The sequence below is a fragment of the Pseudarthrobacter scleromae genome (assembly GCF_014644515.1).
GTDB lineage: Bacteria > Actinomycetota > Actinomycetes > Actinomycetales > Micrococcaceae > Arthrobacter > Arthrobacter scleromae.
The window spans coordinates 163,138-178,420 of the sequence record NZ_BMKV01000005.1; the positions used below are offsets into that span (position 1 = coordinate 163,138).

Consider the following 15,283-nt stretch of genomic DNA (forward strand, 5'->3'; position numbering starts at 1 on the left):
GTGAGCCTTCCACAGACAATACCCACGGCGGACCCCGCAGCGGATGCCGTGCTTTCCGGCAGGACCAGCGACCCCACTGTAGCCAGCCTCCTGCAGGACATCTCCACCATCGGCAGGGACACCTTCCGGGGCGGGTACTCGCGGCCGGTGTTCTCCACCGCGGAAACGGACCTGCGCGGCTGGTTCGTTGAGCAGGCCGGCCGGCGGGGCCTGGATGTCCACACGGACCACAACGGCATCATCTGGGCCTGGTGGGACACTGCCGCGAGGACCCGGAAGGACGCCGTCGTGACCGGAAGCCACCTCGATTCCGTCCCCGGCGGCGGTGGGTACGACGGCCCGCTCGGCGTCGCCTCGGCGTTGATCGCCGTCGACATCCTCAAAGCCCGCGGTCTCCGGCCCCGGCGCCCGCTGGCCATTGCCGTGTTTCCGGAAGAGGAAGGCTCCCGGTTCGGCGTTGCGTGCCTGGGCTCCCGCCTCCTCACCGGATCGCTGGACCCGGACAAAGCCCGCCGGCTCAAGGACCCCGATGGCAACACCTACGCGGATGTCGCTGCCGCCAATGGGCAGGATCCCCGCCTGGTCGGAGCGGACTACGCAACGCTCCAGCAGCTGGGCGTGTTTGTGGAACTGCACGTTGAACAGGGCAGGGGACTGGTTGACCTGGACCAGCCCGTGGCCATCGGTTCCTCCATCCTTGGGCATGGCCGCTGGAAGCTGAGCATCAGCGGCCAGGGCAACCACGCCGGCACCACCCTGATGAGGGACCGCAGGGACCCCATGGTGGCCGCCGCGAAAATCATGGTCAGCATCCGGGACACCGCACGGAAGTACCGGGACGCCAGGGCCACCGTGGGCAGGGTCCAGCCGGTACCCGGGGGCACCAACGTGATAGCCTCCCGCGTGGACCTGTGGATTGATGCCCGGCACCCGGATGACTCCGTCACCGCGGCGCTGGTGGAGGCCATCGGGCTCAATGCCCAGGTGTTCGCTGCGGAGGAAGGCTGCATCGCGGCCATGACCATGGAATCGCTCAGCTCCACGGTGCATTTCGACGGCGGGCTGCGCAGCCGGCTGCAGGAACTGCTTCCGGCCGCGCCGGTCCTGGACACGGGGGCAGGGCACGACGCCGGAGTCCTGGGGTCTCAAATGCCCACGGCCATGATCTTTGTCCGAAATCCCACCGGCATCTCCCATTCCCCCGAGGAACTGGTGGAGGACTGGGATGCCGAGGCCGGCGCACTCGCGCTGGCGGACTCCCTCGCGGGGCTGGCAGGCGACACCCGCGCACCCAGGTAGCGCCGCCGTCGTCGTCCTCCCGCGCGGTTCCGTGCCTAAGATGGCTGCTATGACCGAACACGCAGCCGATCACGCCGGTGACGACGACGGGGAGCAGGCTGACGGGCAGGCTGCAGGCCGGCTGGAGCAGGTCATCGCACGCCAGGTGCGGCACTACCGTACGGCTGCCGGGCTGTCCTCGGCGGAACTGGCCGCCCGGACCGGCCTCTCCAAGGCGATGATCTCCCGGGTGGAAACCGCCACCACCTCGTGTTCCCTCACCACGCTGCAGCGGCTTGCGGACGGGCTGGAAGTCCCGGTCACCGCATTGTTCCGCGGCGCAGACACGGACCGCGACGCCACCTTCACCAAGAGCGGCCAGGGCAGCCTCACCGTCCGCAGCGGCACCCGGCACGGCCACGAATACCGCGTCCTGGGCACGCTCAAGGGCAGGACCGACGCCCTGGAACCCACGCTGGTCACGCTCACGGACGCCTCCGACGTGTTCCCGCTGTTCCAGCACCCCGGCACGGAGTTCATCTACATGCTCGCCGGCAGGATGGTGTACGGCCACGGCTCGTACGAATACGCCATGGAGCCGGGCGATTCCCTGCTGCTGGACGGTGAAGGGCCGCACGGGCCGCTGGAACTGCTGGACCTGCCCATCACGTTCCTGGCCATCTCCGCCAAGTAGGATCCGGCCCTTCCCACCCTCACTCCTGCGCTCTGCGGGACGGCTGAAACTTCCGTGTGGATGACTGAAACGATCATTTAACACACCGGAAACCCAGGCCATTACTGCCGCCATACAGTTGGAACCAGACGGCAATAGCTGCCCTCCGATGAACGTGGTACTGACTCCGCGTCCCTCCTCCGGAGTGGCTCCAACGGGCGATTTGGCGTTCTCTCCTCGCATCACGAAAGGGGTTTCCCATGGATTCGGGAAATGTCGCTTGGATTTTGGCCAGCGCAGCGCTGGTTTGCATGATGATCCCCGCCCTTGCCCTGTTTTACGGGGGCATGGTGGGGTCGCGCCGCATTCTCAACATGATGATGATGTGCTTTGGCGGCGCCAGCCTGGTGGCCGTCCTCTGGGCGCTGTTCGGTTACTCGCTGGCCTTTGGCAATTCAGTGGGCGGGCTGGGCCTGATCGGTGACGTCACCGAGTTCCCCGGCCTGGGACAGCTGATGGCTGAGGATGGGGAGGCGTCCATTCCGGTGGCCCTGTTCGCGGCCTTCCAGCTGTTCTTCGCCTGTGTTACCACCGCGCTGGTGGCCGGCGCGGCTGCCGGACGCATGAAGTTCGGTGCCTGGATGCTGTTTGCCGGCATCTGGGCCACCATCGTCTACTTCCCGGTGGCGCACTGGGTGTTCGCCTTCTCCTCCGAGGACGGCAGCGTGACCGGCGGCTGGATCGCCAGCGGCATCGAGGCCATCGACTTTGCCGGCGGCACCGCCGTGCACATGAACGCCGGCGCAGCCGCCCTGGCCCTGGCCCTGGTCCTGGGCAAGAGCTCGGGCTGGCCCATGGTGGAGCACGCGAAGCCGCACAGCCGGCCGCTGGTCCTGGTGGGTGCAGGCCTCCTCTGGGTCGGCTGGTTCGGCTTCAACGCCGGCTCGGCCCTGTCCGCCGGCCACTCGGCGTCGGTGGTGTTCCTCAACACCGCTGTGGCTGCCTCGGCCGGCCTGCTGGCCTGGGCCCTGGTGGAACGGGTCCGCCGCGGCGCCGCCACCAGCATGGGCGCAGCCTCCGGCCTGATCTCCGCCCTCGTGGCCATTACCCCCGCCTGCGGTGCGGTCAGCCCGCTGGGTGCAGTGGCCATCGGCGCGATTGCCGGGGCCGTCTGCTCGCTGGCCATTGAACTGAAGTACCGCCTGGGCTACGACGACTCGCTCGACGTCGTGGGCGTCCACCTGGTGGGCGGCATCCTGGGCACCCTGCTGATCGGCCTCTTCGCCACCGATGCTGCCCCGAACGGAGTCAGCGGACTCTTCTACGGCGGCGGCGTGGAGCTGCTCGGCGTCCAGTCGCTCGCAACCGTCACGGTGCTGGCTTATTCGTTCGGCATCACGTGGGTCCTCGCCAAGATCCTGGACAAGACGATCGGCCTGCGGATCAACCCGGAGGACGAGATGCGCGGCATCGACCTCGCGGCCCACTCCGAGCTCGCTTACCTTACGGATGAGGATCCGGTGGAGCTGGGCTCCCCGCAGCGCGCGTAGGTTTTCGAAGATTCCGGGTGGGTGCCATCCGGAGGACGAGTCAGGCAGAGGGCCAACCTGTGGACCGGTGCCGGTGTTAGCCGGCTTATAGTTCCAGGGGTTGGTCCTCTGCCATGCTGTGAAGCGCTTGGCCGTCCGGAAATCAGTGTTCAGTGTTCGGTGCAAACAAGGTTCCCGTCCCGGACTTCCAGGACCGCGCCGCGGATGTGGCTCAGGCGGGTCTTGGGGTCCGGGGCCATGGTGTCGATGTCCTCGCCTCCCCAGTGCGGATGGGTGAAGTAGGCCAGCAGGGCCCGCTCCTTACCGTCTTCCCCCGGGGCGAGGGGCACCACGTCCGCGTGGCGTCCGACAACGGGCCGCCCGTCCACGTGCTCGGGCCGGGTGAGGATCAGCCCGTCCAGGTGCTCCTGCCGGACCCAGGTGCCGGCGGCGTCTGACGAGCGGTATGTGCCCTGGCCCCGCCACTCATCCACGATCATCCAGTACATTCCCTCGAGCCGGAACACCTTGGGCCCCTCATGCGGACGGCCGGGAATGGTGATGCCTTCCAGAGTCCAGGACGAAGGGTCCCGCGGCGTATCGCTCACCGCGCTGTAGGTGTTGGAGCCGCGGGCCTCGTCCTTGTACCAGAGCCGGTAGCGGCCGTCCCCGCACGGTGCGACGGCGGCGTCGATCACCCGAGGCGAATCGAGGTCGATGGGGCCCAGGTACTCCCAGTGCACCAGGTCCCTGCTGGCGAACTGCACGATTGCCGCGTTTCCGTTCCAGTCCTTCCGCACCCCGCCCAGGACGGTCAGGTACATCAGCCACTCGTCGCCGATGCGTACGACGTCGGGCGCCCAGAGGGTTGCCGGCAGTTCAGTTCCGGGCGGCACCAGTCCGTCCACGGTGCCCTGGTACTGCCAGGTGGCGCCCCCATCCGAGGACCGTGCTGAACCGATGGCCGTGCCGTGCACCCACTCCACTCCTGAGAGGCCCGGTGCCGTGGCCCGGCGCTGGGTGTAGAACAGCACCCACTCACCGGTGAGGTGGTCATGAACCAGGACCGGATCCGTTGGGCCGTCCCAGACCGGATCGCGGTACGGCGTCCTGAAGGCGTCGGGGCGCAGGGGAGTGAGCGGCTCTTGCACTGGTTCTCCAACGTTGTAGTTTCGTGGAGTACCAGCTTATGCGACGCGCCCGGCGGTGGTGCCCAGTTCCCCCGGTGCCCTAGCCGTGCGCCTTGCCGTGCCCGCCATGCAGGGCGCGGTAGGCGTAGACCAGCAGGGCGACGCCCGCCAGGATCATGAGGGTCAGGACCAGGATGTCCGCGGCGATGAGCAGTGCCGTCGACTGCAGGGCGAAGATCACGCCCAGCACGCCCAGGACGGCCGCCGGGATCAGGGGCCACTTCATCCGCCCGGCGGGACCGGCGTCGGGAACGGGAACCATGGACAGCACACCGAAGGTGGCCGCCAGGCCCAGAAACAGGACGGCGGCAACGGGCATGCCCTGCAGATCCTGCGGAAGGGTAACAATGACGGCCAGCGTCAGCATCACCCCGCTGGGAATCACCGCCCACCAGTTGCCCCGTTGACGCAGGTAGACTGCGGCAAATCCGGCGGCCATGAATAGGAACAGGAAACTGGCGCCGGCGCCGCCGTCCGTAATTTGGGAGGCGGCAATCACGGCTGCCAGGCCCAGGAACACCGAGCCGGGGATTGCGGCCCACCAGTTCTCCGGGCTGCGGATGAAGAGGGACAGGAACACTGCCCCTATGGCGGCGAAGATCAGCATCGGCATATAGGCGGCGCTCTCGATGACGTTGAGCAGGTCCAGCAGCAACAGCACGCCCGCCGAGATCAGGACGATGCCGGCGATGATGCTCGCGTTGGCCGATTTCACGGTTGCCTCCCGGGATTCGGCAGGCGCCCGCCAGTCGCTCTGCTATCCCAGATTAGGTCCACTCCTTGTGCAGGCGTAGGGCCCAAAGCCCCGCCTTAACCTCTACTCCTTGAACAGCCCCGCGAGGTCTTCCGCCGTGATGGCGCCGCCGGCCAGGGCATCGCCTTCCATGACATCGGAAAACAGCTGCGACTTCCGGGCCTTGAGCGCCATGACCTTTTCCTCGATGGTGTCCTTGGCAACCAGCCGGTACACCATCACGTTCCGTGCCTGCCCAATGCGGTGGGTCCGGTCCACCGCCTGCGCCTCGGAAGCGGGGTTCCACCACGGGTCCAGCAGAAACACGTAGTCGGCTTCTGTAAGGTTCAGCCCAAACCCGCCGGCCTTCAGCGAAATCAGGAACACCGGAGCGCTGCCGTTCTTGAACTCGTTGACCACGTCCGCGCGGTTGCGGGTGCCGCCGTCGAGGTAGCAGTACTCGATCTTCTCCTCGTCCAGCCGTTCCCGGACCTTCCCCAGGAACCCGGTGAACTGGCTGAAGATCAGTGCCCGGTGGCCCTCAGCCACCAGGTCCTCCAGCTGCTCGAACAGCACATCCAGTTTGCTTGACCGCACTGCGGAAAGCGCCGGGTCCACCAGGGAGGCGTCCAGGCTGAGCTGCCGCAGCAGGGTCAGCGACTGGAAGATGGTGAACCGGTTCTTGTTCACGTCCTCGATCAGCCCCAGGATCTTCTGGCGTTCGCGCTGCAGGTGCGTCTGGTACACCTTCTGGTGGCGCGGATTCAGCACCACTTCCAGGATCTGCTCCTGCTTGGGCGGCAGGTCCTTGATCACCTGGTCCTTGGTGCGGCGCATCATCAGCGGACGGACCCGACGGCGGAGCTTGTCCAGCTGCCCCTTGTCGCCGTTCTTCTCCACCGGCTTCTGGTAATACTCGGCGAAGCGCTTGGGGCTGGAAAACAGTCCGGGCGCAACGATCGAGGTGAGCGCCCAGAACTCCATGAGGTTGTTCTCCAGCGGCGTGCCCGTGATGGCCAGCTTGAAGGCCGCCGGCAGTTTCCGGGCGCACTGGTAGGCCTTGGACTGGTGGTTCTTCACAAACTGCGCCTCGTCCAGGACCAGGCCGGACCAGGTGCGGGAGGCGTAGGCCTCGTAATCAATCCTGAACAGGGCGTAGGACGTGATCACAATATCGGCCCCGGCCAGTGCCTCAGCCGGCGCCTGGTTGCTCTTGGCGAAGGTCTCGCTGACGGCCTGGACCTTCAAGCCGGGGGCAAACCGGGCCGCTTCCGCCGCCCAGTTGCCCACCACGCTGGTGGGGGCAACCACCAAAAAGGGGGCACCGGCGTCGGACTGGCCTGCTGAAGCATCTGCTGCCGCCAGGGAAAGCTCCTTCGCCGCGCACATCAGGGCCAGGGCCTGGACGGTCTTGCCCAGGCCCATGTCGTCCGCGAGGATCCCGCCCAGGCTGTGCCGGTACAGGAACGTGAGCCAGTTGAAGCCCTCCAGCTGGTACGGCCGGAGCTCCGCATTGAGGGTGGCCGGGAGCGGCAGGCCGTCCACGCCGCCTTCAAGCAGGCCGCCCACCGCTGAACGCCACGCGGCCGCCTGCTCGTCCACGATTCCCAGCTGGGCAAGTTCGTCCCACAGCCCGGCCTGGAAGCGGCTGATCTGCAGGGGCGCATCCTTGTTGTCCTGCAGGGAGCGCGCCTCCTCGATCAGTGCGCGCAGCTGGTGCAGCTCGGGCAGGTCCAGGGAGAAGTAGGCGCCGCTGGGCAGCAGCATCTTGGTCTGGCCGGACGCCAGTGCAGAGAATACCGCCGCGAAGGAGACCGGCTGCCCCTCAAGGGTGATCTGGATGCCGAGGTCGAACCAGTCGCGCTGCTCGGTGGCCTTGGTGGAGATGGACACCACCGGCGCTTCCTCGGCCTCGCGGTATTCGGCGATCTCGCCCACGGTGTCCACCTCGACGTCCGGGGCTTCGCGCAGCCGGGGGAGGACCTCCTCGGTGAAGGCCAGTGTGTCCAGGCCCTTCAGTTCCGCTGACGCCGCCAGCCGCGGGGTGCCCCAGCCGCCGGTGGCGGACTCACCCAGGGCGGGCACCACGTCCCACGGCTGGCCGAGGCCTTCCAGGATCCGGGCTTCCGCGGTGTCGTCGCGGTAGCCGTGGTCGCCGGGGTGCCTCCAGAGGGGCTGCGCCGTGACCAGGTTTCCGCTTTTGTAGTGCCACTCCCAGTGCAGCCGCACCCTGTGGTCGGCGCCGTAGTTTGCCAGCAGGGACAGGGTGGGGACAGCCAGGGCGGGGAGTTCCACGGACTCGTCGCGGGCCGTGACCCGGGCCGTCTGCTTCAGCTTCGGGTAGAAGCCCGTCAGGAACCGCGACTCGTCCCTGGCCGGGATGTGCAGCGTGCTGCCCGCGGTCACGAACGTCAGCAGTTCCTCGCTCAGGCCGCCTTCCAGCGGAGCCAGCGTGATCACGTTCTCGCCCGCCGGTGCCTCGCCAACACCGGGCAGCGCGCCGCCGTCGGTGGTGAAGAAGATGCCGTGGGCGGGGCGGCCGATGGTTCCCACGGACGCCGGATCAACCTCCACGCCCTCAACGGCGATGGTGGGCGCAAGCTCCAGCCCGCCGTCTGACGCCTGGTCCTTGGCGGCCGCCGCGGGTGCCGCCCCCACCGCTGCGGTCGCACCGTCGAGCGGCGAGCCGTGACGGCTCAGGCTAAGGCCGACGGCGGCGGGGGACCCCGCGAGGCGGACCGGCTCAGTGCCGCGCGAGTGCACCAGCGCAAGGCCGATCTTCCCGGCGTCTTCCAGCAGGCTCCACAGGTTTTTCCCGGCGTACGAGTTCAGCCCTAGCCAGAAGCCGGAGGAGTTGTAGGTCCGGCCGGCTGCCGCGGAATGGGCGGCCAGGAACTCCTGCATCCACTCCACATGCACGGGATTGCACTCGCGCCGGAAGTTCAGGTAGTTCAGCGTGGTCCAGGAAACGTCGCCGCGGATCCACTTGCCCTTGGCGCCCATGATGACGGGCCGGGCCTTGAGCTGGCGGACGCTGCGCTGCGGATCGCGCCGGCCGGTGTAGGAAAAGTGCGGCGCGGGTTCTTCCACCTCGAACTGGAGCGCCAGCGGCACTCCGGCGTTGGAGGGGACGGCTCCCGGCTGGGAGATCAGCGGGCTCAGGGCCTGCTCCCAGTCGGACAGGGCGGCGCCGGGCGGGGTGCGGGACAGCTGGGTGGAAGTGGACGGCGTGAGCAGCTGGACCCGGATGGCCGGGTTGTCCTCGGCAGCGAAGAGCAGCGCCGCCACGTGCTTGCAGTCCTTGCGGACCGGGCAGCTGCACACGCCCACGGTGCAACTCCAGCCGCCGCCCTTGCGGACCAGCTTGGCGGTGGTGGAGTAGGGCACGTCCGCGCCGCCGCGGACCTTGCCCAGCATGAGCCCGGTAGCGGCGTCGAACGAGATGCCTGAGACGCGGCTTCCCATGGCATACGCCAGCCCGGCCGCCAGGGAGCGGTCGTTGATGGCGGGAGTCTGTATTGCCAGTGCCGCACTCTCGTCCGGTTGGGATGGCATGGTGCGCGCTACTTTCAGCAGGCCACGGCGGGGCCGGGCCGGTGGTTGGTCATCTGATCCATCTTAGTTCGCCGGCGGGGCGAAGGGCGCCGCCGGCGACTTGAGGACGGCAGGGTGGGATCACATGGACAACCAGGGAGGCAACTGCAGCGGAATGCCGCAGCCAGCCCGGGAGGTGGTGGGGCTTCGGCCCGCACCACCTCCCGGCCTGTCAGCTCTGGTGCACCGGCGCCCAAGCACCGGTCCCCACGGCCTCGCGGGAGGGGGCGCCGGCGTCGAACCGGTCAGGCCGGAAGGCGGTGAGTACGGGAGAGGGGGTTCCGGTAAGGATTTCCTCCGCGAGGAGCTCACCGAGGATCAGCCCCAGCGTGGCGCCCGAATGGGTGAAAACCGTGTGCAGGCCCGGTATCGAAGACACCGGGCCCACCACCGGTTCACCGTCGCCGGGAATGGGTTTCAGGCCTGCAGCCACCCGCTGGGCGGTCAGCCGGGGGTTCCCCGCGAGTACCTTCGAGGCTTCCTCGAGCAGGCCCTGGACGGACTCCTCGGGAACCGTGAAGGATCCGTCATCTTCGATGATCACAGACTGCTCTGCCCAGTCCGCGTCAAGTACCAGCCTGCCGTCAGGCATGGGCCGCACAGCGACGCGCGGGGTGTTCAGCACGGTCTGCACTTTCACGTCGAGCGGTTCGGTGAACACCACGAAGGCGGCCGGCGTGGCATCTGGAACCGTTACACCAAGGGCTGCGAGCTGGGCCGGGACCTCGCCGCCGGTTGCCAGCACCACCTGGTCGGCTTCCAGCCGCGTCCCGTCGCCGAGGATGACGCCGCCCGCGGCGCCGTCCCGCACATCCACCCGAACATCCCCGGCATCCTTGATGATCACCGCCCCGTTCTCCGCCGCCTCGGAAGCCAACGCCGTTATGAAGTCGGGCATGTTGACCCAGCCTTCACCAGGGTTATAGATGGCACCCTCGTCGGCAACCGCAGCGGCATCCACATCCGGGGCGATCCGGGCCACGTCCCTGCTGTCAACCCAGACGGAGTGGTATCCGCCCGAACGCTCGAAGGCGAAGGTGTCGCGGAAGGTTTCGTCCGGGCCTGCCCATTTCAGCGCACCATCGAACCTCAGATAGTCGCGGCTTTCGGGGTGGTGCGCGCTCCAGGTGCGGTAGCGGTCGATAGCAAGCATCCGCAGGTAGTGGTACTCGGCGGAGCGGGCGCCGGAGGAGTTGAGCCATGCGATGGAGCGGCCGGAGGCTCCGCTTGCCAACGGGCCTGACGTGACGAGTGTGACGTGCGCGCCTCCCTTTGCCAGATGGACGGCGGTGGAAACGCCAAGGATTCCGCCGCCGATGACGGCGATTTTCCTGGCGGGGCTGGTGGAGGACATGGTCACTCGCTTTCCTGGGTTGGAAGGTAGGTAATTGGAAGATGTGCCGTGGCGCGGTACGTCAGGCGAGGGCATGGACTTCTTCAATGACTTTCAGGACGTCGACGGCGTCTGCCGGGTCAACTGGGACCGGCCCACCGTGCAGGAGGGCTCCGGCGAGAAGCCGGTAGAACTGGGGATACGCGCCCTGCTCGGCGGGCACGGCGCGTGTTGCGCCGTCGACTCCCAGGAGCCCCCAAGACTCCTGGGACTCAACGCCATATGCCGGGTCCGACGGTGGCAGGCCGGCGTCGAGCGCGGGTTCCTGGCCGTCCAGTCCCCACTTTGTGTAGCCGGCGTGGGAGCCCAGGACATGGAACCGGGGACCCGCCTGGGCGGCCATGCCGTTCATCCACAGCCGGGAGCGCACGCCCGAGTCATGCAGCAGGGACACGAACGCTTCCGTGTCGGCCGCATCCGGGTTCAGGCCCTGGCGCGCTGTTTCGCCGTAGCTGCGTGCCACGGGGCCGAACAGTTGGATGGCCTGGTCGATGAGGTGGGCACCCAGGTCGTGGAGGATTCCTCCGCCCTCGGCTGTGGTGGCGGAATCGCGCCAGTTCCCGAACCCCTCGGGGCGCCACCATTCGAACCGGGATTCGAAGGTCCGGACCTCGCCCAGCGCTCCCTCGTGGAGGAGCTTCCTGAGGGTGAGGAAATCAGCGTCCCAGCGGCGGTTCTGGAAGACCGTCAGCTGCACGCCGGCGTCGGACGCCAAGGCCACGAGTTCCTGCCCGTGGGCCGAGGTGGTGACGAACGGCTTGTCCACCACCACGTGAAGTTTGTGGGCGATCGCCGTCGAAGCGATGCCAAAGTGCGTGGCCGGAGGGGTTCCCAGGATCACCAGGTCGAGGTCCGCCGCCAGCGCGAACATGGCCTCCGCCGTCGGCACGATGCGCGCCTTTGGGTAGCGGGCTGCCGCTGCTGCGGCGCGATCCGGGTCCGCGGTGACAATGACATCGAGTGAATAGGACGGGTCTGCCTCAATGAGGGGTGCATGGAAGACCCGTCCCGAGATGCCAAAGCCAACGATGGCGGTACGGATAGGTCCCCGTCCTGCGGACCCCATCAGAGGACCTCGGAGAGGAAACGCTGGAGGCGCTCGCTGCGGGGGTTGTCGAAGATCTCCGCCGGGGTGCCGGCTTCCACCACTTCGCCTTCGTCCATAAAGACCACCTGGTCCGCCACCTTCCGGGCAAAGCCCATCTCATGCGTCACCACCACCATGGTCATTCCCCTCTTGGCGAGCGAGGCCATGAGGGTCAGGACTCCTTTGACGAGCTCGGGGTCCAAGGCGCTGGTGGCCTCGTCGAAGAGCATCACTTCCGGTTCCATGGCGAGGGCACGGGCGATGGCGACGCGCTGCTGCTGCCCGCCGGAAAGGTCCCGGGGGCGGTGGTCGGCGCGTTCGGCGAGGCCCACTTCGGCCAGGCGGCGGTGTGCACGTTCCCTGGCCTGCGCCTTGGACATCTTCTTGACGCTCCAGAGGGCGAGGGCCACGTTCTCCAGGGCGGTGTGGTCCGGGAAGAGGTTGAAGTGCTGGAACACCATCCCGATCCGGCTGCGCAGGATGTCCGGGTTGACCTTCAGCGCACTTTCGCCGGCGAGGACAACGTCACCGCTCTTGGGCTCATGCAGCCTGTTCACGCCCCGGAGGAGGGTGGACTTGCCTGAGCCGGACGGCCCGATGATGCAGGTGGTGGTGCCCGGCGCCACGGCCAGGCTGACGTTGCGGAGGACCTCGATGTCCCCGTACGCCATGGTCAGGTTCTTCAGCTCCAGGCTGGAGCCGTGGAAGGTTTCGATGTCAGCGGTGGTATTCGTGCTGGTGCTGGTGATCATGTGTTGCTCCCGGTGGTGAGCGGTGAGGCCGCGTCCAGTTCCTTGACTTCGTTGAGGCCGCTGGTGGGGGCCGAGGGGCGGCGTTTTCCTGTGCGGAAGCGGGTGTCGAAGTAATTGACAAGGTGGGTGAGCGGCACGGTGATGATGAGGTAGAAGATGCCCGCCATGACCAGGGGGGAGAGGTTCCCGGACAGCACTGCGGCGTCCTGGCCCACGCGGAAGAGTTCGCGTTCGCTGACCAGCAGTCCGAGGAAGTACACCAGGGAGGAGTCCTTCACAATGGCGATGAACTGGTTCACCAGGGCAGGCAGGACGCGGCGGATGCCCTGCGGGATGACCACAAGTGCCATGGATTTGCCGTAGCTCATGCCCAGGGCGCGGCATGCTTCGCCCTGGCCCTTGTCCACGCTCTGGATGCCGGCGCGGAAGATTTCGCCGATGTAGGCGCTGGCAATCAGGCTGAGGGCGATGATGCCCAGGGGGTAGGGCGAGGGGCCAAAGATCGACTGGCTGAGGCGGGCAAAGCCCTGGCCGATCAGGAGGATGGTCAGGATGGCCGGCAGGCCGCGGAAGAGGTCCGTGTAGATGCGGGCCGGGATGCGCAGCCACCTGGACGGTGAGATGCCCATGACGGCCACCACCATGCCCAGGACAACGCCGATGACGGTGGCGGCGACGGAGATGATGAGGGTGTTGAGGAGGCCTACCGCCAGGAGCTGGGGCAGGACTTCAGCCATGGCGCCGAAGTCGAAGAAGGTGCGGATGATGGTGTTGAGCCAGTCCATTGAATGCTCTCAGGTGTTAGTTGTTCCGGTAGCAGCCGGGCGGGCCTTGGCGTGGAAGCGTTCGGCCCGCCCGGACATGCCCGTGGTCTACTTGCTTGCTGTCGGGGCCGGGGTTGCGGTCTGTTCTGCCTTCGGGAGGTACTGCTCGGGCATCGGGGAACCCGGGAACCACTTCTCGTAGAGCTTCTTCCAGGTGCCGTCCTCCATCGCTTCGGCCAGGCCCTTGTTGAGGGCCTCCTTGAGGGCGGTCTTGCCCTTGGCGACGGCGAACCCGGCCGGTGCGTCGAAGGACGGAATGTCCGCGGCGCTGACAAGGCCGAACTGTTCCTGGTAGGACTTGGCGGCCTCATAGTCCAGGAAGTGCGCATCCACCGAACCGCTGTTGACGGCGGAGACTGCCGTGTTGTTGTCCGGGAACCGCACCAGGCTGGCGGAGGTGAAATTCTTCACTGCATAGGCTTCCTGCAGTGTTCCCTGCACCACGCCCAGGCGTTTTCCGGAAAGTCCGTCGGCGTTGCTGATGCCGGAGGACTTGGTGGTGATGACGGTGAGGTAGCCGGCCAGGTATCCGTCGGAAAAATCGACAGTTTCCTTGCGCTTGTCCGTGATGCCGATGGCGGCCACGCCGGCGTCGAACTGCCCGTTGGCCACGGCGGCCAGCAGGCCGGAGAAGTCCTGCCCGGTGAAGACCACATCGTCTACGCCGGCGCGGGAGGCAACGTCCGTGAAGAGTTCCACGTCGAAGCCGGTGAACTTACCCTGGGCATCCGTGAACGTATAGGGCTTCGAATCGCCCAGGCTTGCAACCCGGATGGACCCGGGCTCAATGAGGCCGTAAGGGTTTTCAGCCGGCGAGGATGAGGCTGATGAGGAGCCGCCGCAGCCGGAGAGTGCCAGGACGGCGGCAACAGCAGCGGCAATGAGCGCCGCGGGGCGCACAGTGGTTCGAGTAATCACAGCGAGTTTTCCAATCGTGAGGAAGCGGGAGATGGAGGATCAAGATCCGCCGTGGCGGGTTTGCCGGAAACCCTTGCTGAGTCCGGTCTCAATGCCTACGATTGAGACCGGACTCACATCGATGGATAGAAATGTAACCGACGCCACTAAGGGCGTCAAGGGTCCATTACGAAAGGCCGACATGAGTACTGATGCTTCCCGTCGACGCGACGTCACCGTTGCCGATGTCGCCAAGGCCGCGCAGGTGTCCAAGGCCCAGGCGGCCCGTGCCCTGGGAAATTACGGTGCAGTGAGTGATGACGTGCGGGAACGGGTGCAGGCCGCCGCGGAAGAGCTGAACTACCGGCCCAACGAGCTTGCCCGCAGCATGAACACGGGAAAATCAAACACCATCGGCGTGGTGGTGGGCGACATCGAAAACCCGCACTTCGGCCTGGCCACCAGGGGGATCACCGACACCGCCAAGAAGAGCGGCTTCAACGTCATCCTGGTCAATACGGATGAGGACTGGGCGGCGGAAGTGGACGCCGTCAGGGTGCTGCTGGACAAGCGGGTTGACGGCCTGATCGTTGCCCCCGCTTCCTCCGTTGAAACCCGGCACCTGCGGGACGTCCACCATTCCGGAAGGCCGTTGGTCCTGCTGGACCGCACGGCCAAAGGGCTGGATGTGGACACGGTGGCCGTGGACATGGAAGGCATTTCCCATGAATCAACCCGCTATTTGATTGAGGCCGGACACAGCCGGATCGCTTTCATCTCCACGCTTCGGACGAATGACTCCTACGCCACGGGCCTGTCCTTGGGCTCTTCCCAGATCTCGGACCGGCGGGACGGGATCATGCGGGCGTTCCGGGATGCGGGCCTCAAGGAACCCGACGATCTGGTGCGCTTCAACGCCGACGGACCGGAAACCATCAAGAAGATCACCCGTGAACTGCTGCAGCAGCCGGACCCTGCAACGGCCATCATCGCCTCTGACGGCCTGATCGGGCTCAGTGTTGTGGAGGCCATCCAGGACCTCGGCCTCGCTATTCCGGATGATGTCTCGTTCCTCATGTACGACGATTTCGCCTGGACCCGCCTCACCAGGCCTCCGTTGACGGTGATCGCGCAGCCTGTGTACGAGATGGGCGTCGCAGCCGCTGAGGCCCTCATCCGGCAGATCCAGGGCAGGAAAGCGCCGGCGGCCAAACCCGAATTCGCCGCGACCCTCGTGAAGCGCGGCTCGGTGGGCGGCCCGTCCGGCGGCAAGGGCGGCCACGACGGCCTGCGGAAGGAAAACCTGCCGGCGACGTAAACTTCGCCGGACGTT

General features: G+C 66.9%; 12 protein-coding genes. 4 read left to right on the forward strand and 8 right to left on the reverse strand.

The genetic code is table 11. The features are described 5' to 3' along the window. Positions 1–48: 48 nt before the first annotated feature. From IEX33_RS14045 to IEX33_RS14055, 3 genes are all read left to right on the forward strand, one after another. Positions 49–1,299, forward strand: coding sequence for an allantoate amidohydrolase (locus tag IEX33_RS14045; RefSeq protein ID WP_229675414.1), 1,251 nt, complete (start codon positions 49–51; stop codon positions 1,297–1,299). A 49-nt stretch (positions 1,300–1,348) separates the two neighbouring features. Beyond that, positions 1,349–1,972, forward strand: coding sequence for a helix-turn-helix domain-containing protein (locus IEX33_RS14050; protein ID WP_188731168.1), 624 nt, complete (start codon positions 1,349–1,351; stop codon positions 1,970–1,972). Positions 1,973–2,211: 239 nt separating this feature from the next. Beyond that, positions 2,212–3,501: an ammonium transporter gene (locus tag IEX33_RS14055; RefSeq protein ID WP_188731170.1), complete on the forward strand. Its 1,290-nt coding sequence runs from the start codon at positions 2,212–2,214 to the stop codon at positions 3,499–3,501. A 149-nt stretch (positions 3,502–3,650) separates the two neighbouring features. On the opposite strand, the gene IEX33_RS14060 is transcribed toward IEX33_RS14055, so the two are convergent. The 8 genes from IEX33_RS14060 to IEX33_RS14095 form a co-directional block, all read right to left on the reverse strand. After that, positions 3,651–4,631 (reverse strand): glycoside hydrolase family protein, encoded by a 981-nt coding sequence (locus IEX33_RS14060; protein ID WP_188731171.1) that lies wholly within the window; start codon positions 4,629–4,631, stop codon positions 3,651–3,653. A 79-nt stretch (positions 4,632–4,710) separates the two neighbouring features. Then, the gene (locus IEX33_RS14065) at positions 4,711–5,385 is read right to left on the reverse strand and encodes a hypothetical protein (protein ID WP_188731173.1); all 675 of its coding nucleotides are present in this window, start codon (positions 5,383–5,385) and stop codon (positions 4,711–4,713) included. A 102-nt stretch (positions 5,386–5,487) separates the two neighbouring features. After that, positions 5,488–8,958, reverse strand: coding sequence for a DEAD/DEAH box helicase (locus tag IEX33_RS14070; RefSeq protein ID WP_188731175.1), 3,471 nt, complete (start codon positions 8,956–8,958; stop codon positions 5,488–5,490). A 211-nt stretch (positions 8,959–9,169) separates the two neighbouring features. Further along, a complete protein-coding gene (locus IEX33_RS14075) occupies positions 9,170–10,351 on the reverse strand; it encodes an NAD(P)/FAD-dependent oxidoreductase (protein WP_188731721.1) in 1,182 nt (393 codons plus the stop codon). 61 nt (positions 10,352–10,412) lie between these two features. Then, the gene (locus IEX33_RS14080; protein ID WP_188731177.1) at positions 10,413–11,456 is read right to left on the reverse strand and encodes a Gfo/Idh/MocA family protein; all 1,044 of its coding nucleotides are present in this window, start codon (positions 11,454–11,456) and stop codon (positions 10,413–10,415) included. Next, positions 11,456–12,229 carry an amino acid ABC transporter ATP-binding protein gene (locus IEX33_RS14085; RefSeq protein ID WP_229675390.1) on the reverse strand — a complete coding sequence of 258 codons (774 nt, stop codon included), beginning with the start codon at positions 12,227–12,229 and terminating at the stop codon, positions 11,456–11,458. Before IEX33_RS14085 ends, IEX33_RS14080 begins: the two co-directional genes overlap by 1 nt. Further along, a complete protein-coding gene (locus IEX33_RS14090) occupies positions 12,226–13,014 on the reverse strand; it encodes an amino acid ABC transporter permease (protein ID WP_104186508.1) in 789 nt (262 codons plus the stop codon). The genes IEX33_RS14085 and IEX33_RS14090 overlap by 4 nt, the downstream gene beginning before the upstream one ends. Positions 13,015–13,101: 87 nt before the next feature. After that, a complete protein-coding gene (locus IEX33_RS14095; protein ID WP_188731725.1) occupies positions 13,102–13,968 on the reverse strand; it encodes an ABC transporter substrate-binding protein in 867 nt (288 codons plus the stop codon). A gap of 184 nt (positions 13,969–14,152) precedes the next feature. Between IEX33_RS14095 and IEX33_RS14100 the strand changes: the two genes are divergently transcribed. Then, positions 14,153–15,268 (forward strand): LacI family DNA-binding transcriptional regulator, encoded by a 1,116-nt coding sequence (locus IEX33_RS14100; RefSeq protein ID WP_188731179.1) that lies wholly within the window; start codon positions 14,153–14,155, stop codon positions 15,266–15,268. Positions 15,269–15,283 lie beyond the last annotated feature (15 nt).